Origin of the sequence: Paenibacillus sp. FSL W8-0919, assembly GCF_038003785.1 — a bacterium.
Lineage (GTDB): Bacteria > Bacillota > Bacilli > Paenibacillales > Paenibacillaceae > Paenibacillus_AQ > Paenibacillus_AQ lactis.
Genome location: NZ_JBBOPV010000001.1, coordinates 110,608 through 136,693, shown reverse-complemented (window position 1 = coordinate 136,693; position 26,086 = coordinate 110,608). Strand labels below are relative to the sequence as shown.

General features: G+C 50.1%; 20 protein-coding genes. 19 read left to right on the top strand and 1 reads right to left on the bottom strand.

Annotated elements, in window-relative coordinates; genetic code table 11:
* Positions 1-17: 17 nt before the first annotated feature.
* The 9 genes from NST44_RS00535 to NST44_RS00495 all read left to right on the top strand — a co-directional run bounded on the left by NST44_RS00535 (position 18) and on the right by NST44_RS00495 (position 12,333).
* Positions 18-2,315, top strand: coding sequence for a beta-L-arabinofuranosidase domain-containing protein (locus tag NST44_RS00535; RefSeq protein ID WP_251536491.1), 2,298 nt, complete (start codon positions 18-20; stop codon positions 2,313-2,315).
* A gap of 191 nt (positions 2,316-2,506) precedes the next feature.
* Positions 2,507-3,676, top strand: coding sequence for a DUF4317 domain-containing protein (locus NST44_RS00530; protein WP_007131049.1), 1,170 nt, complete (start codon positions 2,507-2,509; stop codon positions 3,674-3,676).
* A 239-nt stretch (positions 3,677-3,915) separates the two neighbouring features.
* Positions 3,916-4,485 (top strand): SF0329 family protein, encoded by a 570-nt coding sequence (locus tag NST44_RS00525; protein ID WP_251536493.1) that lies wholly within the window; start codon positions 3,916-3,918, stop codon positions 4,483-4,485.
* A gap of 203 nt (positions 4,486-4,688) precedes the next feature.
* A complete protein-coding gene (locus tag NST44_RS00520) occupies positions 4,689-5,849 on the top strand; it encodes a cobalamin-independent methionine synthase II family protein (protein ID WP_007131051.1) in 1,161 nt (386 codons plus the stop codon).
* Between the two features lie 371 nt (positions 5,850-6,220).
* On the top strand, positions 6,221-6,802 hold the full coding sequence (locus tag NST44_RS00515) for a TetR/AcrR family transcriptional regulator (protein WP_028404452.1): 582 nt from the start codon (positions 6,221-6,223) through the stop codon (positions 6,800-6,802).
* Between the two features lie 38 nt (positions 6,803-6,840).
* Positions 6,841-8,130 carry a cytosine permease gene (locus tag NST44_RS00510; protein ID WP_210095643.1) on the top strand — a complete coding sequence of 430 codons (1,290 nt, stop codon included), beginning with the start codon at positions 6,841-6,843 and terminating at the stop codon, positions 8,128-8,130.
* A 4-nt stretch (positions 8,131-8,134) separates the two neighbouring features.
* Positions 8,135-9,250 carry a DUF917 domain-containing protein gene (locus tag NST44_RS00505; protein WP_251536495.1) on the top strand — a complete coding sequence of 372 codons (1,116 nt, stop codon included), beginning with the start codon at positions 8,135-8,137 and terminating at the stop codon, positions 9,248-9,250.
* Positions 9,247-10,824: a hydantoinase/oxoprolinase family protein gene (locus tag NST44_RS00500; RefSeq protein ID WP_251536497.1), complete on the top strand. Its 1,578-nt coding sequence runs from the start codon at positions 9,247-9,249 to the stop codon at positions 10,822-10,824. Before NST44_RS00505 ends, NST44_RS00500 begins: the two co-directional genes overlap by 4 nt.
* Before the next feature lie 540 nt (positions 10,825-11,364).
* Positions 11,365-12,333 carry a tRNA dihydrouridine synthase gene (locus tag NST44_RS00495; protein WP_007131056.1) on the top strand — a complete coding sequence of 323 codons (969 nt, stop codon included), beginning with the start codon at positions 11,365-11,367 and terminating at the stop codon, positions 12,331-12,333.
* Positions 12,334-12,613: 280 nt separating this feature from the next.
* Here the strand turns inward: NST44_RS00495 and NST44_RS00490 are convergent, their stop codons facing one another.
* Complete coding sequence (locus tag NST44_RS00490; protein WP_186311082.1) at positions 12,614-12,787, bottom strand: hypothetical protein; 174 nt, start codon at positions 12,785-12,787, stop codon at positions 12,614-12,616.
* A gap of 637 nt (positions 12,788-13,424) precedes the next feature.
* On the opposite strand from NST44_RS00490, the gene NST44_RS00485 reads away from it, so the two are divergent.
* The 10 genes from NST44_RS00485 (at position 13,425) to NST44_RS00440 (ending at position 26,085) form a co-directional block, all read left to right on the top strand.
* The gene (locus tag NST44_RS00485; protein ID WP_251536499.1) at positions 13,425-14,207 is read left to right on the top strand and encodes a histidine phosphatase family protein; all 783 of its coding nucleotides are present in this window, start codon (positions 13,425-13,427) and stop codon (positions 14,205-14,207) included.
* Positions 14,208-14,407: 200 nt separating this feature from the next.
* The gene (locus tag NST44_RS00480) at positions 14,408-15,259 is read left to right on the top strand and encodes an AraC family transcriptional regulator (protein ID WP_007131059.1); all 852 of its coding nucleotides are present in this window, start codon (positions 14,408-14,410) and stop codon (positions 15,257-15,259) included.
* 74 nt (positions 15,260-15,333) lie between these two features.
* Entirely contained in the window at positions 15,334-16,941 is a 1,608-nt protein-coding gene (locus tag NST44_RS00475) for a GH39 family glycosyl hydrolase (RefSeq protein WP_251536501.1), read from the top strand.
* 272 nt (positions 16,942-17,213) lie between these two features.
* Entirely contained in the window at positions 17,214-18,446 is a 1,233-nt protein-coding gene (locus tag NST44_RS00470) for an MFS transporter (RefSeq protein ID WP_251536503.1), read from the top strand.
* A 44-nt stretch (positions 18,447-18,490) separates the two neighbouring features.
* Positions 18,491-20,770 carry a glycoside hydrolase family 3 protein gene (locus tag NST44_RS00465; protein ID WP_340897297.1) on the top strand — a complete coding sequence of 760 codons (2,280 nt, stop codon included), beginning with the start codon at positions 18,491-18,493 and terminating at the stop codon, positions 20,768-20,770.
* A gap of 506 nt (positions 20,771-21,276) precedes the next feature.
* Positions 21,277-22,416, top strand: coding sequence for an Abi family protein (locus NST44_RS00460; RefSeq protein WP_186311083.1), 1,140 nt, complete (start codon positions 21,277-21,279; stop codon positions 22,414-22,416).
* 671 nt (positions 22,417-23,087) lie between these two features.
* A complete protein-coding gene (locus tag NST44_RS00455) occupies positions 23,088-24,329 on the top strand; it encodes a WXG100 family type VII secretion target (protein WP_007131064.1) in 1,242 nt (413 codons plus the stop codon).
* 14 nt (positions 24,330-24,343) lie between these two features.
* Positions 24,344-24,628 carry a hypothetical protein gene (locus NST44_RS00450; RefSeq protein ID WP_007131065.1) on the top strand — a complete coding sequence of 95 codons (285 nt, stop codon included), beginning with the start codon at positions 24,344-24,346 and terminating at the stop codon, positions 24,626-24,628.
* A 72-nt stretch (positions 24,629-24,700) separates the two neighbouring features.
* Positions 24,701-25,144, top strand: a complete 444-nt coding sequence (locus tag NST44_RS00445; protein WP_028404448.1) for a hypothetical protein — start codon at positions 24,701-24,703, stop codon at positions 25,142-25,144.
* A gap of 197 nt (positions 25,145-25,341) precedes the next feature.
* Positions 25,342-26,085 carry a superoxide dismutase family protein gene (locus tag NST44_RS00440; RefSeq protein WP_144878684.1) on the top strand — a complete coding sequence of 248 codons (744 nt, stop codon included), beginning with the start codon at positions 25,342-25,344 and terminating at the stop codon, positions 26,083-26,085.
* Position 26,086 lies beyond the last annotated feature (1 nt).

Below are 26,086 nucleotides of genomic sequence, written 5' to 3'. Positions count from 1 at the left end.
TGTGGGGAGATGATATAATGCCAAAGACCGAACTGTTGGAAGGTATTTTTAAAGAATCGCAAGAAACGGGAAAAGGATATTTACTTCATCTGGATGTCGATCGATTAATGGCCCCTTGTTACGAGGCGGCCTCATTGGAGCCGAAAAAACAGCGATACGGCGGATGGGAAGAGACACCGATTGCAGGACATTCCATCGGGCATTGGCTGTCCGCAGCCGCAGCCATGATTGGTGCAACGAGCGACGAGGATTTGCTTAAGAAGCTGGTCTATGCAGTTAACGAATTAGCTTATGTGCAGTCGCATGATAAGGATGGTTATGTGAGCGGATTTCCCCGCGATTGCTTCGATATCGTATTTACCGGCGACTTTGAAGTTCATAACTTCAGCCTTGCCGGATCATGGGTGCCTTGGTACAGTCTGCACAAAATTTTTGCAGGGCTGATCGATGCTTACCGATTGACTGGAATCGAGCAGGCGCTTGAGGTCGTGATCCGACTTGCGGACTGGGCCAAAAAGGGAACGGATCGACTGACGGACGAGCAATTCCAACGCATGTTAATCTGCGAGCATGGCGGAATGAATGACGCTATGGCTGATCTGTATCGCCTGACGAATAACCACGCATATCTGGAGCTTGCGATCCGGTTCTGTCACCGGGCAATCCTTGAACCGCTGGCCCGCGGTGTGGATGAACTTGAAGGAAAGCACGCCAATACGCAAATTCCGAAAGTCATCGGCGCTGCCAAGCTATATGAGATCACAGGCGACGATTTCTATCGGAAGGCCGCAGAATTTTTCTGGAAAGAGGTTACGCGCAACCGCTCCTACATCATCGGAGGCAACAGCATCTTCGAGCACTTCAGGGCTGCGAACCAGGAGAAGCTTGGTGTTGAGACCGCGGAAACCTGTAATACCTACAATATGTTGAAGCTTACAGGCCACTTGTTCGGCTGGTCGCAAGATGCGGAATACATGGATTTCTACGAACGGGCCTTATATAATCATATTCTTGCATCCCAGGATCCGGATACCGGCATGAAAATGTATTTCGTATCCACAGAGCCGGGCCATTTCAAAGTATATGGAACTGCTGAACATTCGTTCTGGTGCTGTACAGGCACCGGTATGGAGAATCCGGCCCGCTATACGCATGAAATCTATCATGCCACGTCGAATGCGATTTACGTGAATCTGTTCATTGCCTCCAAAGCAACCTTCGACGATCACCAGGTCGTCATCCGACAGGAAACAGAATTTCCGAAACAATCGCGAACTAGACTCATTATAGAAGAGGCGAAGGCTGCTCATTTCAAACTTCGTATCCGTATTCCGCAATGGACCGCCGGAGCGGTAACGGCCGTGGTGAACGGGAGTGAGATCTATGCCGATGCGGAGCCCGGATATCTCAATATCGAGCGGGATTGGAATGCTGGGGATACGATTGAAGTGACCTTACCCATGGAGCTTCGCTTGTACCATGCCAAAGATGATGCGAAAAAGGTAGGCATCCTGTATGGCCCAATCGTACTTGCGGGTGCGCTCGGCACGGAGTCGTTTCCTGACAGTGATATCGTGGACAATCATACGAAGCTGCATCAGCATCCATTAATTGAGGTTCCGATATTGGTCTCAGATGAGCCGGATATCCGGCAATGGATTAAGCCTGTTGACGGGGAGGCATTGACGTTCGTCACGGAGCCTGTCGGGCAACCCGGCAATTCGCGGGTGAGACTGATCCCTTTCTACGCCCTGCACCATCAGCGATATACGATTTATTGGAATCTACTGACTGAAGAGGAATTCAAGAACTATGAGAATCGCGAGCGGGCTGAGAGGGAACGGCTGAAGGCCATTACGGTGGATGTCGTCCATCCTTATCAACAGCAATCCGAGGTTGATCACCATATGAAGTCCGAGCAATCGAGGTCAGGCTATTCCGTTTACGCTCAATGCGGCTACCGAGATGCGATAGGCAGCGGATATTTTAGCTATCAAATGGCGGTTCTGCCTGATCAACCGATGTTGTTGCAGGTGACCTACTTCAGCCGCGAAGGAGCAGCTCATGTTGACGGAAGGCTGATGGAGCGGGATTTTGAAATTTTAATTGATGACCATGTGATTGCACGGCAGAGGCTGGAGGGGACGCAGGGGGAACAGCTCTTTAATGTGACTTATGAAATCCCCATCCGCCTGACGGAAGGAAAACGGAGTGTCGAAGTCAAGTTCGCATCGGTTAATGGGAAATTGGCCGGAGGGGTATATGGCGTTCGAATGATCGACCGGGTTCAAATGGAGAAGTTTGTGACGAAATAGGGAAAAGTGGACCGTTCGAGAGCAGGATTTTGGCAAGTAGAATTAAGTTTTCGTTGGGCGATAGCTTCACAGATGGTTGGCTCTGACTGAACAGGCGTCATGGTTATAAAACCCTTCCCTTCTGGCGAAGGGTTTTTAATTCGTTTATACTGGTAGAGCCAATTTACTTTCTAGGAGTTGTCTGCCGAGCTATGAATAAGAAAGAAGTCGCACATATACGCAAGCAGTTTAAGATGGATAATGATTTGCTGAATATTGAGGACATTCTCAACGTGTACATTATGAAGGAAACGAACGAAATCTATCACTGGGAGCGGCTGCCGTTTGGTCTGCTGGATCGAGAGAAGCAGGAACTGCATATGGGCAATTTCAAGAAGCTGCTGACCGGTGAGCTGGATCATAAGCTGTTTGAATTGAAGTTTCAGGAGGAGGCAGGGGAACCTACGCGGGTGATGCTTCATCAAGGCTTGTCGACAGGAGATCCGGAAGAATGGCAGGACCTGATGCTGATGCTGGTGGACAAAATGATGGCGGATACCAAGTATGAGCGAGATACGGTGATCACCTTCGTTCGCGGGCAATATTACCGGCCGACCAAGGCCCGGAATGAGGAGGCCGAGGAGAGCGAGAAGGACGAGGTGTTCGGGCACCCGTTCATTCTATGCAGCGTGAATTCCACGGAGAAGCAGCGGAAGACGCTCTTGTTCGATTATGTGGAGAAGGAATTCAAGTACAATGTCATGGTGGACCCGGTTATCAAATTGAGTTCGCCGGAGCAAGGGTTCTTCTACCCCAGCGTGACGGACAATTACTCGGATGTGAACCGCGTTCTGTATTGTACGGGAAAATCCAATTTTCCGGATCAGGATTTCATCGAACAGGTCTTGAATGCCGAGAGGTCCATGACCGCAATGGAGGAGAGGGGCATCTTCGAAGAAATCGTGAAGGAAGTGGCTGGCGAACAGCTGGACTCGGCTACTCTCGCGCAGGTGTATGAGGAGATCAACCATGTCATTGAAAGCCACCAGGAGGAGGAAGAGCCTCCGAAGCTGGATTATAAAGATGTGGAACGCGTGCTGACCGTAAGCGGCGTAGAGAACGTGACGCCGGAAAAAGTAGAACAAGCGTTTCAAACGGTTGTCGACGATACGAATTATGAACTGAAGGCCAGCAGCGTGATGCCGAAATTTTCGTCGAAATCGATTAAGATCGATACCAAGGTAGCCACGATTTCGATCAGCCCGCAGGATTTACGATATGTGAAGCAGGTGAATTACCAAGGGAGACGCTGCATCCTGATTGAGGTCGACGAGGATGCCGTCATCGAAGGGTTTACGCTTAGTACAGAAACGCTATTATAGACTCGTTCATCGTACGCTAGTATATAATAAAGTGGAGTGAGGATGCTGGTAACATCCTCACTCCTGACAACAGCCGCTTTTAAGGGCGGCAGGCTGTACAAGGTTCAGAAATAGGTCGTCACCCTTGCCTGGGGAGTCCTATTTCTTTTTATTTTGGTTCAGTGCTAAGATTAAATATGACCATAATCATGGTATGATTGACCTTCACCCAAGGGTAATCTTTTCAATTAGGAGGAACCATGTCCTGGAGCAAATTGAAGCAACAACTGGAGAGCTTTCTCTCTCCTGCGTTACATGGAAGGGTCGAATACCGGGCAACCAGTTATCGTTACCTGCCAGGCAAACCCGGAATCTGTTATCTTGCCGTAGATAAGAAGAACGTGCTCAATATGAGTGAGACCACTGGTTCCATCCGCTGGTACCAGACAGAGCAGGAAATAAAGAATGATCCGGATCTCCAAATCCCTATCAGCCAGGAGGAAATTGAAGCGATCCGCAAGGAAACCAAGGGGACCGTTCCCGAGGAGCGTCTGCAAGTCATCGCAAGAAACCGAAAAATAACAGAGCTTGCAAAAGAGCTTTTGTCGGCACAGGCCGCATTAAGCAAATCCAATTTTGTCACAGCAGCCACTACGTTTTTATCGATTTCTATAGATGAAAGCTTGGAGAGTAATGATATTATATTGAATATTCTAGCTTTGGTGGACAGACGAGTCGGCAAAAAGCGCATGTTGAACATGGCCGAGAAGATGAAGCTAAAGCATCCCGCTGTGCAGTATTTTTATGAGCTGCGGCGGAGTACGTTGTAAACAAACAGTTTAATAAACACAGCATATCATTTTGGATATCCTTATCGAATTCTGCAACTTCACTGTTTAAGTTGGCTTCCTATGCATTTTCCGCACCTTTTTTGCTATAGCTTCTAGCTATAGCTAGTTATGATTTTTTGGTATGCCTTCTAACCCCGCTCGTCGTGATATGATCATCGTATACAACGAGGGGGGTTATTTACATGACTGATAAGTTTCAGATCGTAGGAAGTTTGTTGCGTCCTGAAGAGCTGCTGAAATATAAAAAGCAAATTGAACATCGTGATGATATCCAGTATCCGTTCTATGAAAATTTTGAAGGGTATGCCGAGTGCGAGACCGAGGCCATCAAAGAGGTCGTGAAGAAGGAAATCGAGCATAACCTGTCGGTTATTACGGACGGCGAATTTTCCAAATCGATGTGGCATCTGGATTTTGTATGGGGCTTTGGCGGAGTCCAGCGTTATATCGCGGACCATGGCTACTTCTTCCGGGATGTGGACGGAACCTCGAAATATGAAACGCGCAAAGATATTGGATTGCGTATTACTGGCAAACTTAGCGGAAAGAATCATCATTTCATCAAGCTGTTCAAACAGCTTCAGGATTTCGCAGGCGATCACCAAACGAAGCTTTGCGTACCGTCTCCTTCCCATATTTTCGGCGAGCTCTCCTGGTCGGATAACATTGGCGGAACGGATGCCGTTTATCAGAACAGACAGGAGCTCAAAGAGGGCCTTGTAAGCGCGTATAAGGAATTCGTGGCGGAATTCGCTGCGGCGGGCGGCACGATCCTGCAATTCGATGATTGCTTATGGGAGCTGTTTGCGGACGACAACCCGAACTCTCCGTTTACCGGGGAGCATATTAACCAAGCGGAAGTACAGGGTCTCGCCACCGAATTTATTGAACTAAACAATACATTGATTGACTACGGTCATAGCCTCGGCTTAAAAATGTGGACACACAACTGCCGCGGGAACTATGATTCCCGGAACATGGGCGGGGGATCTTACGCAAAAATCGCCAACCTGTTCCTGAAGCAATTGAAATATGACCGCTTCTTCCTGGAGTGGGATGATGAGCGTGCGGGTTCGATTGAAGCGCTGGAGGTCTTCAAGGACCGGCCGGAAACGGAGATTGTTCTGGGCCTGCTGTCTTCCAAAACAAATACGCTTGATGATGAAGCCCGCGTCATCCGTCTGCTTGACGAAGCATCCAAAATCATTGACAAGGATCGTCTGCTGCTCTCGCATCAATGCGGCTTTGCATCCTGCGATGGCGGTAACGAGCTAAGCGAAGCCGAGCAATGGGCAAAAATCGATCAAGGTCAAAAGATTGCCGAGCAGTATTGGAATAACTAAATTCGGATAAATATCATGGAGCTAAAAAGGGATGACTCGAAGGACCTTTAATGGGCCGGGAGGCATCTCTTTTTGTTTGCGGCTTGTTGTACGCAGCGAGTTACTGTTTCCCCGTTCACGGGCAGAAGTCCCGAATCAGGACGTGTTTGAATGAATAGGTTTGAGTTTCCAGAAGAGGTATCCTTCGAGTTGGGGTATCTCTTTTTGGTATGGGGATTTTATCTACCTTGGTGCATTGTCCTGCTTAATTCATTGAACGTATAAAGATTCGAAGACAATTCAGCAGAGACGTTAAATAGATTGATTTTTATGCAGAAAGTTGTATAATCTACTTAATTAACGTTAATTAAACCGGAGAAAAGGGGATGAACATGACCAGAACGAAGCTGAAAGAAGCTGCGCTGAGGTTGTTCGGGCAGAAGGGCTACGACGGAACGGCATTATCGGAAATCGCGAAGGAGGTGGGTGTCAAAACACCAGCAATCTACGCCTTTTTTGAGAGCAAGGAAGATCTGTTCATGACGGTCTTCGAAGAATCGATGAGCGCCTACAACGAATATATCCAAGCGATGGCAGAAACCAGCAAAGGAATGAGCACGGAGAAAAAACTGCATGCACTGCTGCTTCGCCAATACGATTTCCATCGGGACAAGCAGGAGCTTGCCGTATTTGCCTTCCGGTACTTAGTTTTCCCGCCGGATTTCTTGCAAGATCGGATGCACGAGGCATTTGGGCGGTTCGATACGCTTCTGAGCAGCATTATCGGCGAGATTATGCAGGAAGGTCTGGATCGTGGCGAACTGGCCGTCATCCCGATGGAGACGCTGGTGGATTCGTACCTTACCTTGATGGACGGGCTGGGCATGCAATATTACTACTATAAATCGCCGGAGCTGTTCGAACGGAAGCTGAAACATGCCTTTGAGATGTTCTGGAGATCCGTGAAAGCTTAGGCGAACAACAAGATTGTACAGAAAGCAGAGGGTGGAGCATGAGCAATGATACGAAAATAGAAGATTACGAACGGGAGCCCGTCCCCCAGCATTTGCGGAAATCATGGCTCTCGATGGCATTCGTCTGGATTGCGATCGGCATTGACCTGTCCGCGATGTTCCTGGGGGCGCAGCTCGGCGCGGGCATGAGCATCGGCGACTCGCTTACGGCGGTCATCGTCGGTTCGGCGATATTAGGCATGATCGGGGCAGTCTGCGCATATGTGGGAGCGAAAACGGGCCTGTCGACGGCCATGATCAGCCGGTTTCTGTTTGGGAATCAAGGGGCGCTAATCGTCTCGGTCATTCTCGGCATTTCATCGCTGGGCTGGTTCGGCGTTCAGGTGGGCTTCTTCGCTTCCAACTTCCAGACCGCGTTAAACGAATTATGGGGATGGCATTGGTCGCTCTGGGTGCTGTCGATCATTGGCGGACTTCTCATGATGTCCACGGCGATCTGGGGCTATAGGGCGATTGAAAAATTAAGCGTCTGGTCGGTACCGCTGCTCGTCGTGTTTATCATTATCGCGCTGGTCATGGCGCTAAACGGGGAAGGCGGAAGCACCGTCTGGGCACCGTTCGAGGGTGAGGCTGTGCCGATGGGGACGGCGATTTCGCTGGTTATCGGTATCTTTATCCTTGGAACGGCGCTGTCCCCTGACATCGCGCGCTGGGCCAAAACGCCAAAGCATGCCGTTACCGCAGCATTTATCGGTTTCTTTGTCGGCAACAGCTTCATGACCATCATTGCAATTTTCCTGTCGCGTACGATGGATTCCGACGATCTGACGGGCATTCTGCTGACGCTTGGTCTCGGTATTCCGGCGATCATCGTGCTGACGCTGGCACAATGGACGACCAATACGAACAATTTATATTCCGCGGGGCTGGGCTTCTCCGTCGTATTCAAACGGGTGCCTAAATCCGTGATTACGATTATTGCAGGTCTCATTGCGACGGCACTTGCTTGCTTTGGTATTTATGATCGTTTCATGACGTTCCTGACGTACATTACGATGCTTGTCGCACCGCTGGGCGGCATTTATACGGCTGAGTATTTGTTGGTGAACAAAAAGCGATTCTCGTTTGACGGGCTGGACAGCAACCGAAGCTGGATCCCCCGCTCCATCGTCGTATGGGTCATCGCCACGTTCTTCGGGTTCATGACAACGATGGCCCCGGATGGGCTCGGATGGTTCCAGGTAACGCAGGTTCCGGCGCTGGACAGCTTCCTGATGGCATTTATCTTGCAAGCAATCATAGGCAAATGGGTCGTAAAGAAGGGATGAAAGCATGAATCAAGCAACCAGATTAACCTCATTGGATGAACAGTCAATCGAATATATCGCGATCGGAGCTGCGGTGCTTGGCACGGGCGGCGGCGGAGATCCTCATGTCGGAAAATTGATGGCCATGGAGGCGATCCGCGAGCTTGGCCCGGTACGAATCGTCCAGCTCGAAGAGCTGGACGATGAAGGGCTTATCGTGCCGGTATCGATGATCGGAGCACCGACGGTGATGCTGGAGAAAATCCCTTCGGCAGACCAGCTGACCAAGCCACTGGATCTGATGGAGAGAGAGCTCGGCCGCAAGGTGGACGCCGTTATGCCGATCGAGGTCGGCGGCGGCAACTCGCTCGTTCCGGTCATTGCGGCGGCACAGCGCGGGATTCCGCTCGTCGATGCCGATGCGATGGGGCGCGCGTTTCCCGAATCGCAGATGGTGACGTTCCATCTGGAAGGCATCCCCTGCAGCCCGGTGGCGATGGCGGACGAGCGCGGCAACAGCGCGCTGATGCATACGATTGACGGCGTGTGGGAAGAACGGCTGGCGCGTGCGCTGACAGTGGAGATGGGGGGCTCTGCCTCCATCTGCGATTATCCGGTATCCGGCGCGCAGGCGAAGCGAAGCGCGATCGGCGGCACGCTGACGCTCGCCTATGAGATCGGGCGGACGCTGTTCGAAGCGAAGCAGCAGAAGCTGAATCCTGTGCGCGAGCTGCTCACGAAGCTGAACGGCCATGCACTGTTCCACGGCAAGGCCGTGGATATCCGTCGCCGCATGGACGGCGGTTTTACGCGCGGCGAAGCGGTATTTGAAGGTACCGGCGAGAACAAGGGAGAAACGATGCGGCTGTTTTTCCAGAATGAGTTCCTGCTCGCCACCGTTGACGATCAACCGCTCGCCATTACGCCTGATTTGATTACGCTGCTGGATCAGGATACGGGCATGCCGGTGACGACGGAGAACTTGAAGTATGGCGCCCGGGTGACGGCAGCAGGTTTGCCATGTGATGACAAATGGCGCACGCCGAAGGGCATCGAGACGGCCGGGCCAAGATACTTCGGTTATGACTTTGATTATGTGCCGATCGAGACGTTGGCTTTGAAAGGAGGTGCGGCGAAATGACCGAGACTACAACTGCTAATGCAAACCGGATTTACCGCATCGGCATTGATGTGGGAGGGACGAATACGGACGCCGCCCTGCTGGATTCCGACTTGCGCTGCGTGCACAAGGTGAAAGTACACACGACGGCTGATGTGAACGAAGGCATTGTGGAAGCTGTTCGCCTGCTGCTGCAGGAAAGCGGCGTAAATGGCTCAGACATACGCTATGCGATGCTCGGCACTACGCATTGCACCAATGCCATCGTGGAGCGCAAGCATCTCGGCCGGGTTGGCCTGATTCGCATCGGCGCTCCGGCGACGACAGCTGTTCCGCCGCTTGCCGGCTGGGACGAATCGCTGCGCGCTGCGGTTGGGCCGCATAGCTATATCGCGTCCGGCGGCTATGAGTATGACGGCCGCAAGATCGCCAACCTGGACGAAGAGGAGATCGCCGAACTGTGCCGCCGGATGAGTGGCGAAGTCGATGCTGTGGCGGTATGCGGCGTATTTGCTCCTGTGAATCGTGAGCAGGAGAAGCGCGTTGGAGAAATTGTGCGAGAGGTGTTGGGTTCGGACATGCCGGTTACCTACTCCAGCGAGATTGGCAGCATCGGATTGCTGGAGCGGGAGAACGCCTCCGTGCTGAATGCGGCGCTGCTGCAAGTCATTGCGGGCGTGGTGCGCGGCTTTGAGGAAGCGCTGAACGGCTTCGGCATCCATGCCCAGCTGTACATTTGCCAGAATGACGGCACGTTGATGAAGAGTGAATATGCGCTCCGCTACCCGATTCTGACGATTGCGTGCGGACCGACGAATTCGATTCGGGGCGCTGCACACTTGTCCGGGCTGAGCGACGCGCTGGTCGTCGACATCGGCGGCACGACGACGGATATCGGCGTGCTCGTGCAAGGCTTTCCGCGCCAGTCGTCGGCAGCGGTGGATATCGGCGGCATTCGCACGAATTTCCGGATGCCGGACATTTTGTCCATCGGCCTCGGCGGCGGTACGGTCGTCCGGCTGGACGATGCAGGCGGCGTAACGGTTGGCCCGGACAGCGTGGGCTACAAGCTGACGAAACGGGCCCGTATCTTTGGCGGGGATACGCTGACGGCGACGGACGTAGCGGTGAAGCTGGGCCGGGCCGCATGGCCGGGCACCAACGCGGATGCCGTGGACGAAGTCGTCTGCGGCAAAGCGGATGCAGTCATGCAGCAGAGTCTGGAGGATGCCATTGACCGGATGAAGACGAGTGCAGACCCGGTCGATGTCATTCTGGTCGGCGGCGGCAGCTTGTTGGTGCCGGAGACGCTGACCGGGGCAAGCCGAATCATCCGGCCGGACAACTACGATGCGGCGAACGCAATCGGCGCAGCATTGGGATTGGTCAGCGGGGAGTCGGAGCGGATCTATTCGTTGGACGACTGGAGCTATGACGACGTCATCCGCGATGCGAAGGAGAGCGCCATGAACGAGGCAGCTGCTGCCGGCGCGAACCCGGAGACGCTAGAGATCGTGTCCGTCGAGGACATTCCGATTGCGTATTTGCCGGGCAATGCGCTGCTCGTGAAAGTGAAAGCTGCGGGTAAGCTGTAACGCGCAAGGCGTGCCCATAACTCGTCAGCTATTCGCTGCCGCATGAGAAGTGTCCGCATAGCCAGTGAGCATTTCGCATATCGGGGCTCGCGGCGATCGGCGAACAACGAACAGCTAGGGACCAAAGTAACATGTCAAGTGGCGGTGCGGATTCCATTCCGGTACCGCCATTTTTTTATTTCGCGGCCTAACTTTAAAATTCGATTTCCTCATATAAAAATGAAGTCCCGAAAAGTCCTTTGGACTTTCCGTAATGGAGGCGAGGGGAATCGAACCCCTGTCCGAAGATAACGACAACACAAGTTTCTACGGGCACTCTTATAAGGGGCGATGCCCCTTCTTTGTTTACAAATCTATGGGAGTATGCTCCTCACTTCGGATTATGGTATATTCATTGTTGTGTCTACGGTTAACATATACTGCCGTTTGATATGCATGGTTTAAATATGCTATAAGTGAAGAAAAAGCAAGGGCATGAACGAGCTTACATTTACTATTTCGGGATAAAGATTTCCCTGTATTTATAGAGGAGTATTGGATATGACAGAAAATTTTTGGCGGGATTTGCCGCGGCCTTTTTTTGTGCTGGCGCCCATGGAAGACGTGACGGATGTTGTGTTTCGCCATGTCGTAAGCGCAGCAGCCAGACCGGATGTGTTTTTTACGGAGTTTGCGAATACAGAGAGCTATTGTCACCCGGAGGGGCATCATAGCGTGCGCGGACGTTTGACTTTTACAGAGGATGAACAGCCCATGGTAGCGCATATCTGGGGAGATAAGCCGGAATACTTTCGTCAGATGAGTATCGGCATGGCGAAAGAAGGGTTTAAAGGCATCGATATTAATATGGGTTGTCCTGTGCCGAATGTAGCAGAGAATGGGAAGGGAAGCGGCCTGATCTGCCGTCCCGACGTTGCGGCGGATATTATCCAGGCCGCAAAGGCCGGAGGACTGCCCGTCAGCGTAAAAACAAGGCTCGGGTTTAGCAGGGTAGACGAATGGCGCGGCTGGTTAACCCATATTTTGAAGCAAGACATTGTGAATCTGTCCATCCATCTGCGGACAAGAGATGAAATGAGCAAAGTAGACGCTCATTGGGAACTGATTCCGGAGATTAAACAGCTTCGTGATGAGGTAGCACCAGATACACTTCTAACCATTAACGGGGACATCCCTGACCGTCAGACCGGCCTGAAGCTCGCTGAACAATACGGCGTGGACGGAATTATGATCGGGCGCGGGATTTTCCATAATCCATTCGCTTTTGAGAAGGAGCCGATTGAACATAGCAGTGAGGAATTGCTGGGTCTGCTGCGGCTCCATCTGGATCTGCATGATCAGTATTCCGAACAGATGCGGCGTTCCTTCAGCGCCCTTGTCCGCTTCTTCAAAATCTATGTCCGCGGATTCCGGGGGGCAAGCGAATTGAGAAATCGCTTAATGAATGCAAAGTCAACCGATGAAGCACGTGCGCTGCTCGATGAATTTGAGGGTGGAGGAGTAGTATAGGCTCGGAACCGTATAGATTCACATCAAAACCATTCCTTACATTAAAAGGAGTGGTTTTCTTATTTGTCTTTTGAATGCGAGGGCTGTGGCTGCATCCGTTAGCGAGCCGTGGGGCGGTGCGTATATCGGCTTCGGTCGCTGTTAAAATCGGGAAGCTGAGCGGGTATCAGCTAAATGCCCCGCATGGCGGCCCGCTTTATTAGCCGGGGACTCCCCCGGTCGATAAGGGACGTTGCTGCGTCTTCCATTGGACAAAGAAAAGACCGCCCCTTGACGGTCTTTATCCTGCGCTCACAAATTGGAGTACCCCAATAAGAACTAATAAGAGAAAGATAACGAGTACTATGATGATTCCTATTTTAAGTGTCTTGAAGCCATTTGACTTCTTCGCCAGCTGCTCTTCAACAGAATTCAATCGTTCTTTAAGCTCTTGGATTTCATCCTCCTGCCTCATGCCAACCTCCTTACAAGCATTTTGTAGCCTATATATATGTATTCAATATTCACCAACGATACCCTCTTTCGATGCAGAATGGATACGAAATGAGGGCTTGCTCTGTACCAGTGGCTGCCAGATATCGCTGGTTATTGAAGCTGCAGAATACCGGATCGAGCTCTCATCTGAAAATCAGCTCTGATCATTGAGGACTAAAACCGGGTAGGATAAGATAAGAATAAATAAGGGACCGTGCTGTAACACGATCCCCTGCACAACAACCGCTAAAAGAGCGTTCGGCGGCAAGCCAACACGGAAATAGACCGATTACCTTGCTACGGGCGGTCTATTTTCGTTTATTGTACTGGATGAGATAACCCTCTTGGCTTCTGTGCAGACACAAGGCGCTTCCCCAGGGACCTCAATGGAATGAAAAGATCGTATGGGTCATTATTTAATCTCTTATATTGGAACCACCCAATAATATTGAAATTTTTAATTAATTGATGACGCAAATAACGATAAACCGCTGTCTCTCCGGAGACGGCGTTTCTTTTTATTATTATAGTTGGAAGCGCTTTCCGATTGCGTTTGTATTTCCGTTGTTAAGCTTCCTTTTCATTTGAAAAAAGATATTACTTAGGGGGAACAGAGTATGGGTAAACTTCGAAATGCAATTTCGCTTGTCGTTCTTTTATCTCTTGTTATTTCATTGGCGGCGTGCGGCTCGGATCAAGGTGCAAGCAAGGACAACACGGTCACTTTGTATATTACAAGGCATGGCAAAACGATGTTGAACACCAGCGACCGCGTGCAAGGCTGGGCCGATTCGCCGCTGACGGAGCCCGGTGTCACGGTTGCCAGACAGCTTGGAAAAGGATTGAAGGGGATTCCATTCGCTGCCGCATACAGCAGTGACAGCGGCCGGGCAATCGAAACGGCGAACCTCGTCCTTGAAGAGAGCGGACAAGCCGATGTGAAGCTTACGACCGACAAGGATCTGCGGGAATGGAATTTCGGCAAGTACGAAGGGGATTTAAACGCGAATATGTGGAACGTGATTTTGCAGGGGTTAGGGATTACCGATATGAAACAGCTGGATATGAAGTCTAATATGGGAAAGGTTGCCGACACGATTGCCGCCTCGGATGAGACCGGACAGGCCGAGGATTGGGAAGCGATTTCCACCCGCTTGAGAACGGCCCTGGATGAAATCAGCGAAAAAACGGCCGAAAACGGCGGCGGCAACGTGCTTATCGTTTCTCATGGCTTATCGATTAGCGCTCTCCTTCAAACGATTGATCCCAGCCAAGTTCCACCTGCGGGTCTTGAAAATGCGAGTGTAACGAAGATTATTTACAAGGACGGTACGTATAAGATCGAATCCGTAGGCGATATGAGCTACGCTGAAAAAGGCGAAAAAGAAAATACAAAATAAACGTATTGCTTAATACAGTGCAGCAGGATGCCCTGGTCGCGGTCTTTAGACTTCGATTAGGGTCATTTTGTTTTGTTTGGAGGTTTGGCGGTTGGGATAATGCCGCGTTTCTACAATGCGCTTAGATCATAAAGCATACTATTTTGTATAATGGACGATAGTACAAAAAAGATACGCAATCTTTGTCTGGGGGGACATCTTTGAAAACGTCCATCTTTGAATTGGTGGAGACAGCGGACGATCTGCCGTTCGATGTATCGCTGCACAGGGTAAACTACGTGCCGAGCCATTGGCATAACAGCGTGGAGATCATATTCGTGCTGTCCGGCAATCTGGAAGTCACCGTCGGAAACGAGCGCCACACGATAACGGAAGGCGATGTATTTGTGATCAATTCCAGCCATGTCCATGAGGTCATTGGCCTGGACATGAACATTATCGCCACGTTCCTGATACCTATGGTGTTTCTGAAAGAAAACATTAAAGGCATTGAGGACATTCAGTTCGAGTGCAATTCTTCCGCGGTCCGGCCGGAACAGAAAAGCGGGTTGGACCGAATCCGCCAGATGCTGGCAGAGATGGTCGAGCTGAAGCAGAAAAAAGGAGAGGCGTACGAGCTGGATATGGGCATCCGCATGCTGGCCGTGTTTTCCATGCTCATTAAGCAGTTCAAATCCTCCGAAACCGGCGGCGCGATCAACGAGAAATACATGGAGCGCATGCTCCGTATTATCAATTATATCGACGAGCATTATAATGAACCGATCACCCTGCAATCGATCGCCAAACAAGAAGTTCTGTCCGTACCGTATCTGTCCAAATTTTTCAGCGAAAATATCGGGCTTAACTTCCAATCCTATCTGACAAGCATTCGGTTGAAGAACGCGGTGGAGGAGCTGCTTCGTCATGAGGACCTCCCGATTGCTGATCTGGCATTAAGCCACGGATTTCCCAATGCCAAATCGTTTTACACCGCGTTCAAAAACAAATACCGTATGACCCCTCATGAATACCGTAACGTAAACAGTATCGGCCTGACCGGGAAACGGTAGCTAACAAGCAAGACATCTCTTCGAATTATCTTCAGTTTAATCAATCCAGCGCACTGGGGATCATCCGTCAGTATTTGCGACGGACCGAATCGTTGGAGGTTGAAACGATCCAGGCCATCGAAACGAAGACCTATGAGGTGAACGCGTCCGCTCCGGGAAGAAAGCTGAAGCATACGTGGAAAAATCTCATCACGATCGGGAAAGCGCAGGAAGGGCTGCATGCTGACGTACAGCAACAGCTGATCTATGTCCAGCAATATTGTCCGTTCCGGTATTTACGCTTCCACGGGATCTTTGACGACGGGATGATGGTATACGATGAAGACGAGGAAGGGCGGCCGCGCTACAATTTCAGGCTGGTGGACCAGCTGTTCGATTTTATGCTGTCGATTGGCTTGAAGCCGTTCGTGGAGCTGGGATTTATGCCCTCCGCGCTGGCATCCGATCCCGGGAAGACGGTGTTCTACAGAGCCAGCTTTACGAGCCCGCCGAAGTCGCTGGATAAATGGTGCGGGCTTATCGACAGCTTCCTTCGCCACTGCATGAACCGTTACGGTGCGGCGGAGGTCGAGAGCTGGAGATTCGAGTTCTGGAACGAGCCGGAATTAAACGTATTTTGGCCCGGATCCGTTCAGGAATATCATGAGCTGTACCTGGCCACCTACAGAACCGTCAAACGGATATCCGCAGGACTGAAGATCGGCGCGCCCGGCCGGATCATTACCGTGACTTCGCCGGTTACGGCGACGAATTTTTTCGCGTTTTGCCGCAAGCACGATTGTCTTCCCGACTTCATTCCGCTGCATTTTTATCCGCATGAAGAAATCGAAAAACGAATACAACAGGAGGAAGCGGATCTCAAGCAGGACGAAGATCTGTACCGGAGACTGCTGGAGAAATTCGGAGGGATTTCGCCGAATCCGGATTTTCTTAAGGAAAGACTCTCAATCGAGCTGCAGCTGTTAGCTGACCAGGGGTTATCCGGCCGCGAGGTTTATATGACGGAATGGAATTCGACCGCCTATCACCGCGAATTGACGAACGATACCTTATACAAGGCCGCCTATATCGCCAAAAATATCCTCGATAATCTTGATAGCATCGACGGTTTCGGTTACTGGGTGCTGAGCGACAACATCGAGGAAACGTTCCCGTCACCGCGTTTGTTTCACGGAGGACTGGGGCTGATCGCCCAATATGGGATCCCGAAGCCCGCCATGCATGCGTACAGGCTGCTGGGCAAGCTTGGGGAGACGCTGATTGCCCGTGGGGACGGATATATCGTGGCTGCCCGCGGAGATACCATTCAAATCATGACGTATAATTACGTTCATTATGATGATCTTTACGCTCTCGGCGACACTTCGTTTATAGATGAAACGCACAGGTATAATGGATTCAAGGAAGAGAAAATCTTAAAAATCGACATCGCCCTTAGCGGGTTGCCTCAAGGCGCGTACCGCATGGTTACCCAAACGATCACCCGCAAGCACGGCAGCAGCTACGATAAATGGGTGGAAATGGGGGCACCGGAATCATTGACGGCTGAGGATATCGCTTATCTTAAGCAGAGCTCCCCGTTAAGACAAGTTCAAGTCTTAAGCGTGGAGAACGGTACGGTGATTGGCTCCACCTTGAAACCGCATGAGGTGCAGCTGATTGAATTAACGCCTATGGTATGAGCGGCAGCGCAAGCTGTGTCAATTTTTAAGCCATTCGGGAAGGATAATTTAAACGCTTTCATATTCAGATTAAAAATCGCCCTACAAGTCTGTAAACAACCGCCTGTCTTCATGAAGGCGGTTTCTTTTATAATTGGATTGTAATCGTTTTCAAGAACATAGGAGGTTATATAAATGGCTGGAGCTAAAGTAAAAGGACAGGTCAAAACCCCTTTTGGCCGATTGACTTTCGGCGTCACATGTTGGGCTATGGCCTGATGATGGTCGCTCTCATGACGCCTGCGTCACTGTTGTTGACATTCAAGATGATCGAGATCGATCCGAATGGATATACGTCGTCTTATGGCCTCGTGGCCGGAATCGGCGCTTTCTTCGCCTTGATCGGAAACCCTTTGGGCGGTGCGATCAGCGACCGGACGATCAATCGGTTCGGACGCCGGCGCACCTGGATTTTGCTCGGCCCCTTGGTCGGGAGCGCCGCGCTTCTGATGATCGGCTGGACATCTTCGTTATGGCTCATCATCGTAGGCTGGGCGGTTGCGCAGCTGTTCTTCAACTTCGGGATGGCGGCGTACACGGCGCTCATTCCCGATCAGGTGAAAGAAGAAAAACAAGGCACGATTTCCGGTCTGCTCGGCATGTCCTTACCGCTCGGAATCGTAGTCGGGATGGTCTTGATGACCTTGTTGCCTGGTGTCTCCTCGGCCGCGAAATGGACGCTTATCGCCGCGATCGGCATCGTAGGTCCGATAATCAGCTTGTTCCTTATTCAAGAAGGAAAAGTGGAAATTATCCGCGAGCATAAAACGGCCGTGCCGCTTGGCGAAAAGCTGAGCAAAATTTACCCTAGCCCGCGGCGGTTCCCGGCGTTTTCCTGGGCGGTCGCTTCGAAATTTCTGATGATGATGGGATACTGCAGCAGCCTTTACCTCACGGTGATGCTCGTCAACCGGATGGGTTACACGGAAGCCCAGGCTACGTCCAGCGTGGCTACCGTGAACATTATTTCCACGATAGCCATGGCGCTGACCAGTATCTTCGGCGGGATGTTGTCGGATAAATTCAGAAAGCAAAAACCGTTCTTGTATGTGTCTGCATTCGTTATGGTGATTGCCATTCTGGTATTCGCGTTTGTTCCGAATTACACGGCTTATGTCGTCGCATCCGCGGTGCTCGGTCTCGGCTTCGGCTGTTTTTCCGCCGTCGATATGGCTTTGGTGGCGCGCATTCTGCCGCGCAAAGAAGATTCGGCGAAGGACTTCGGCATCATGAACGTGGCAAACGCCTTGCCGCAATCGATCGTTCCGGCGATTGCGCCGCTTCTGTTAAGCGCAGGCACGTCGATTGGACTTGGCGGCTGGACGTTCTTCTACCTCGTCCTAGCCATATTCACGGCAATCGGCATGATCTCCATCAAGCCGCTGCCGGAAGTAGGCGAACCCGTAGCTACGGAGAACGGAGCTGAAACGGCAGGCATCGGCCTTGCGGCAGGCAACATAAACTAAACGTAACACTCGGATAAAAATAAAGAGAATCGGGGAGAGCGAACATGAGAAACCATACTTTAGATACGATTAATAAGACGGAAGAAACCGTTCGATATGTACAAAATCCCGGCGGCCCCACGCTGGGCTACAGCGAGGAATCGGGCGTGGACATCATCGAGCAGGACGGCTTGTTCTTCAAGGATTTAAGCCGTGACGGCAAGCTGGACAAATACGAGGACTGGCGGCTGTCGCCAGAGGAGCGGGCGATAGACCTGGCCTCGAAAATGACAGTCGAGCAGATTGCCGGCCTGATGCTGTACAGCCGCCATCAGTCGATTCCCGCGCTCAGTAGCGGCTGGTTTTCAGGCACGTACGGCGGGAAGACGTATGAGGAGAGCGGAGCAAAGCCCTGGGAACTGACTGATGAGCAGATCGCATTTTTGACCAAAGACCATGTGCGGCACGTGCTCGTAACCACGGTGGAAAGTCCGGAAGTTGCGGCGCGCTGGAACAATAAAATCCAGGCGTTTGCCGAAGGCACCGGTCTCGGGATTCCGGCGAACAACAGCTCCGATCCCCGGCACGCTTCGGATTCAAGCTCCGAATTCAACGCGGGTGCGGGCGGCCATATCTCCATGTGGCCCGAGACGCTGGGCCTAGCGGCGACCTTCGATCCGGAGATCACGAAGAAGTTCGGGATGATCGCTTCCCGGGAATATCGCGCGTTAGGGCTGGCAACCGCCCTGTCTCCGCAAATCGATATCGCCACGGAGCCGCGCTGGTTCCGGTTTAACGGCACGTTCGGCGAAGATTCGAAGCTCGCCGCCGATATGGCCCGCGCTTATGTCGACGGCTTCCAGACTTCCGAAGGCGAACGGGAAATCGCCGACGGTTGGGGTTACGACAGCGTGAATGCGATGGTGAAGCATTGGCCGGGAGGAGGCTCGGGCGAGGCCGGAAGGGACGCCCATTACAGCTGCGGGAAGTATGCGGTGTATCCGGGCAACAACTTTGACGAGCATTTGGTACCTTTTACTGAAGGGGCATTCAAGCTGGACGGCAAAACAGGGAAGGCGTCAGCCGTCATGCCGTATTACACGATCTCCCTCGGCCAGGACACCGTAAACGGCGAAAATGTCGGCAACTCCTATAACTCGTACCTGATTCGGGATTTGCTGCGCGGGAAATACGGGTATGACGGCGTCGTATGCACGGACTGGATGATCACGGCCGACGTCTCCGGTCCCAAGGATTCTTTTCTGAGCGGAAAACCATGGGGCGTGGAGGATTTGACCGTGGGCGAGCGCCACTACAAGCTGCAAATGGCTGGCGTTGACCAATTCGGCGGCAATAATGAGATCGAGCCGGTGCTGGAGGCTTACAAGATCGGGGTTCGCGAGCACGGTGAAGCCTATATGCGGGAACGCTTCGAGCAATCGGCCGTCCGGCTGCTGAAAAATATGTTCCGCCTCGGCTTGTTTGAAAATCCGTACCTCGACCCACAGGAGAGCGCCACACTGGTCGGGAACCCCGAATTTATGCGGGAAGGTTACGAAGCACAGCTTAAATCGATCGTCATGCTCAAAAACAAAAACGGGGTGCTCCCGCTTCGCGCGAAAAGCAAGGTTTACATCCCGAAACGTTTTCTTCCGCCGGGAAAAGACTGGTTCGGCAATCCGACGCCGGAGAGCTATGATTATCCGGTCAACCTGGAGGTTGTCTCGAAATATTTCGAAGTCACCGACCAACCGGACGAAGCGGAATTCGGCCTTGTCTTTATCACATCACCGAAGTCCGGCACCGGCTACAGCCAAGAGGACGAGGAGCGGGGCGGGAACGGTTATGTGCCGATCAGCCTGCAATACAAGCCGTATACGGCGGAGCATGCACGGGAAATCAGCCTGGCCGGCGACGAACACGGGAATGAGCCGCGAAATCGTTCTTATAAAGGAAAAACCGTCATTCCGCATAATACGACGGATTTAAACATGGTGCTGGAGACGAAGGAGAAAATGAAAGGCAAACCCGTCATCGTCTCCATGCTGTTGTGCAACCCCACGGTCGTTTCGGAATTTGAAGCGGAAGTGGACGCCATTCTGGCGAACTTCGGCGTTCAGGATCAGGCGATGATGGAGGTATTGACGGGAGCAGCGGAGCCGTCCGGTCTGCTGCCGATGCAAATGCCCGCCCATATGCGCACCGTCGAAGAGCAGTTGGAAGATGTCGCGCACGATATGGAATGCCATGTCGATTCGGAGAAGCATGTATATGACTTTGCTTTCGGGATGAACTGGGGCGGCGTGATCGAGGATGAGCGAACGATGAAATACCGTAGAAGCTGATTTTTGAAGATAAACAATAATAGACAGAGGAGCTGTTCCATTGCCATGACGATGGCTATTGGGGCAGCTTTCTTCTTGTTCTAGGAATGCTGATGATCACCTGAAAATAAGCTCTGATCATTGAGGACTAAAAACGGGTATGATAAGATAAGAATAAATAAGGGACCGTGCTGTAACACGATCCCTCTGCACAACAACCGCTAAAAGAGTGGTCGGCTGCAAGTCTTCAGTCAGAAAATAGACCGTAACCTTGCGACGGGCGGTCTATTTTTTGTGTTTTTATAATTTTTCTACGAAAAGTCCATTTTTTGAACATTTAATAGACTAAAATTGATTTTATATGGTAAAATCAGGTTAACAGTTCTCGCCCCGCCAGTCAGTTCTAACTAATTGGCGCATAGGGCGAGCCAATTTTTTATTAGGGGCTTTTTTATGACTACACACCAGTTGAAATTAAGCCAGCTCTTACACATCTAGAAATGATTTCTCTTTTTAAAGATCGAGGTATGATCATTGAAGATGAAGAAAGAGCAATCGAGGTATTAAAAAGAGTTAGCTATTATCGTTTTACCGGATACGATTTAACCTTCAAAAAAAATAACATATACATAGAAGGCACCACTTTTGAAACTATCTATCGTCACTACGAGTTTGACAAATCTCTAAGATTAATGTTGATGGAGCTTATTGAATACATCGAAATCTCAATAAGAACTCAGTTGTCTTATATGATTGCCCATAAATACCCAGATCTTGGATATAGGGATTCAAGCAACTTTTTGAACGCCGAGAAACACGAACGGTTGTTGGAAATACTGGACCAGGAGCTCAGTAAATCTAACGAGTTGTTTGTTAAACACCATCGCGAGAATCGCAATGGAATTTTTCCAGTATGGGTAGCGCTAGAAATGGCAACGTTCTCAAATCTCGTCGAACTATATAGCAATTTAAAAACGGAAGATAGAGTGAAGGCCAATAGGCTTCATGCGGTTCATTTCTCGTTTCCTCTCGAGCCGGCCGTTCAGAAGCTGCAGGGATTGCTTGAGGAACAGGCGATCGGCTCGATCGAAAGAATGGAGCTGTTTCTGGAATTCCCGCAGTGGCCGCGGGCCTGGCAGCAGAATCCATGGATCTCGTCAAGGCATCAAGGCGGGTATCTGCTGGAGGTCGGCATTCACTGGATCCAGATGATCCAGCAGGTGTTCGGTCCCATTACGCATGTGAAGAGCGAGATCGAGTTTCCGCCGGATGCGCATCAGTCCGAAAGCCGTGCTAAGGCTGTTCTCAGATTACATAATGATATCGAAGTTCACCTTTCGGGAACCGACAGACGTGAAGGGGAGGAGCGTGTCTCCCTTGTGGTTTACGGTGATGAGGGAATCTTGGCGTTAGAGAACTGGGACAACCTGTATCGAAGCAGTAAGGAAACTGAGTTGCAGCCTGTACCTGTGGACGGCGAGGACAGCATGCTGCCAATCCTGAAGCAGATTATTCAGATACTAAATGGAGAGCCCGGTAAGATCTACGATTTCTATGATGGGTATAACGCGCAGGTTGTTTTGGAAGCCCTGCGTAATCCGGGTGAGGGTTTTACGGATGTAAGGGCCCAGTTGTTAGGGGACCAATCGGCAGAAGTTATTATTTAACGCCCTGATGGCGAATGCTCGAGCCATCAAGTTGAGGTGATATATGGTGTTTGTGCAGCTTAGCAGCTTCATCACGCTCGGCCTGTAAAGGATGACGTAACCCTTGGCTTCTTTGCAGGCTGGGCCTTTACCCAAGGGGCGTGATGAAATGACAAGCAAAAGCAGAAATCGTACTCGTTCGTATTACCGTCATCATCGGAGAAGAGTGATCCAGCGTAAGAGCAGGATTGCTAAACAACTCGGATGGCATGTAAAGTTTAAAGGTAAGCTTGCTAAGGGTAAGATTCATTGTTCTTGTTATTATTGCAGGACAAAATCGAGAGAAATCGGATGGCCTAAGCGTGATCTTGTAAAACTTGCATGTATGAATGATATTTTGGAGTAGAGTATTAGTTTTAATGTGGGAAAGGCCGTAGATTGTAACGTCTACGGTCTTTTATTCTTTACTCTACCACGTTTTTTATGGTGAATCTGCTTATAGTAAAAAATCGGATTTCAAATGTCGACTTGACAAATAACCTGTTTTTTTCTAGTCATTTCCCAAAAAATTCCATGATAAACTAATAATGTCCCGGGTACTGGCTTTATGGTTAAATAGAAGTAACTACATAATAATGGGAGATAAGGGTAAGGGGTTAGGAACATTAATAAAACGATTGATGAGGGGAACTATGACCACAATTAAAGTTACTCCAGACCATCTTCAAGACGTATCCAAGCAATTTTTTAATGCCCAATTAGTAGTCGAAAACATGAATGCTCACTTGATATCGCAAATGTCATTTATGGTAGCGAATTGGGAAGGAACTACAAAACATCGCTTCTATGAAGAGTTTCAAACAGCAAAAAGAAATATGGAAAATTTTGTGTTGTTAACTGGTTCTATTTCACAGCGATTAAAAGAGCATGCCGAAAAATTTAGACAAGCAGATGAGTCTCAAAACGGCTCCATGGATTCAAGCTGTTTGCCACCTCCTCCAAACTCTTGTGCAGCTCCCGCTTCAGACACCAAAACTGCCCTTGAGAAGTCCGGAGACAGCTTAAAGCAACTAGGAAGCGATATCAAATCCGGCTTTGATGAGCGTTACGCCAAGAAGTTTGATTCATTTTGGGCATTTCTAGACTTTGCCTCTGCAGGTATTCCTAAAGGGGCATATCAAGCTTATGTAGAAAGAGCAAACAATATGTTTGACTCTCCGAACGATTTTTTAAACGGTATGACTTTTGGTGTACATGGTACCATCAGAGAAGCAATATTCCCGACTAATGCTTGGTCGACTGAACATATGGCCAACATCATTGGAACAGTCGGTCTAGTAAGTGGAGGAATGACTACTAAGGCAATCATAAAACCTAAAACTGTAGTAGAGAGCTCAGTTAAATTCGAAGGAGGCAGTGAATTAAGACAAATCTCTTCGGATGGGTTGAGAAATGAATTACCGTTAATTGAAATTCAACAGAAAGAACTGATGGATTATACCAAATCTCTAGGCTTTCCGGAAGAAAATATTATTATAAGCAAGCCTGGATTTTATGATGAGTGGAACACAGGAATGATGTATGATCGGTTTATCATAAATACAGATGTGCTACCAGCGGAAAGTACAGGAATAGGTACCCTCACTGCGAATTCCCGAGTAACAGGCAGGGCTACAGTGGCACATGAGATTGTAGGCCACTATGAGGCTTATCAAGCGGGAAGAGCATTTGAACTATATGGACTAGATGCAGATGCATTCAAAATGAATTTCGCTCTTGATGAAGCTCAGGCTAGTATTAGGGCGGCTAGGTTTGCACCTGAGTTGACATCGACGGAAAGAATAACTCTGCTAAGGGATGCAATTACTAGATTGCACCATGGAGGTTTGAAATGGCGAGATGTAAAAGATAAATTATACATTGATGAAAGGTAAAGGAGTTTATATAGATGGATAAAATTATGACGGTTAGTCTTGCCTTTGACCACAAAGAAGAGGGAACAATCTTAGTAGGCATAAATCCTGAACTTGATTCCTTATCATATCCCGAAATTGTATCGATGATAGGGAATCGGATCATTTTAAAGCATGATGATCATGAAGCTATTCATGAAGTTCGATCGATACAGATTTCAACTTCGATGGCAAATAAAAAAAACATAGGTATTTCTATCGGTAAAAATATAAAAGCAAATGATATTCAATTAGGCTCTGTTGTATATACAATCAAGTGAGTGATCTACGGTAATGAAAAAAATTGATGATAGTTCAATAATATTCTTCCATAGATAAGAAGGGACGGTTTAATGAAGCCCTTATTAACGATCACGATTCTGTGTAGTACAACGGTCCTAATGGCAGGCTGCGAGAAAGAGTCGGGTTGGGCGACGATGCAGCTTCTAGACGAACAGATCGCCGAAATCCGGATCTCGGCATTCGAGAATTGGGACGAGATGAATGGGGATACGCTGCTGTCCTTGAAGGAAGCGAAAGATGTAAGCGTATTTGAGGAAGCCATCCGTACGGCCCGCAAGCAGCCAGACGATGCCAAGCGAACGGATCCGGATTTCGATGTGATGGTTGTCTATGCAAAGCAATCTCCCGTTCATGCCATCAGGCTGTGGCTAGGGGAAGAGGGACAGGAAAGTGTATTCAGCTATGCTTTCAAAGATTGGGGAGAAGATGTATATGTGGTTTCGTCCAAACATACCGATCGGATGAGAGAACTCATTTTGTCAAAGGGGCATTAAAGCCGTAGCCTGTATCCTCTTCTGCTTCAGCCGTTTCAGATGATATCGAGTGCTAAAATTTATCTGTTTATCGCTTGAACGTGTCTTTGGAATCAATCGCCGACGCCGAAGGCCCCTCATTCCATAAAATGACGGCCTAGACGTATAAAATCAGAGGATTGGGAGATGAATGATACCATCATTCAGGAGGCGATGAAGTGAAGAAGAAGACCAACAAGTTAAAATATATGGCTGGAGCTTTTCTTGCCGGAGCCCTATTGATTATAGGGATCTTGACTGCTGCGAATCCCGAAGGAACCTTAAGTGCGATTAAACACACAACGTCAAAAATAAGCGATTACGTTAACAGCAAGAACAACTCCACCGCGGACGGCCCATTAGCGAAACAAGGGACGGCGACCTCGGATATGCCTGCCAACAGCAACGATGTGTCAGCTCGCATGGTTTCGGATCCGGTTAACCAACCTGTGTACTGGGACGAGGGTTCCAGGAAGGAATCTCCGGGGCATCCTGTAGTCAAACTGTACAATGCTGCAGGAGAGCCTGTTGGCTTCGCTACCTTGGAGCAGATCGATGACGGGGTGAGGGTGAAGATTACCGCGTCCGGCCTTACTCCAGGCAAGCATGGGTTCCATGTGCATGAGAATGCAATTCAGGGAACGGATTTTAAATCTGCCGGCGCTCATTTTAACCCGACCCATAAGCATCATGGCCTTGAGAATCCACAAGGAAGCCATGTCGGCGACATGCCGAACCTGGTCGTAGGCGCTGACGGCACCGTGGAAGCGGAGACGATCATCCAGCATGGAACGCTAGAGAAAGGCCAGCCCAACTCGGTACTTGGGCGCTCGCTGATCATTCATGCCGGTGAAGATGACAACGTCACCGATCCGGCGGGCAATTCGGGCGACCGTGTGGCCGGAGGAAATATCCCGGAGTAAT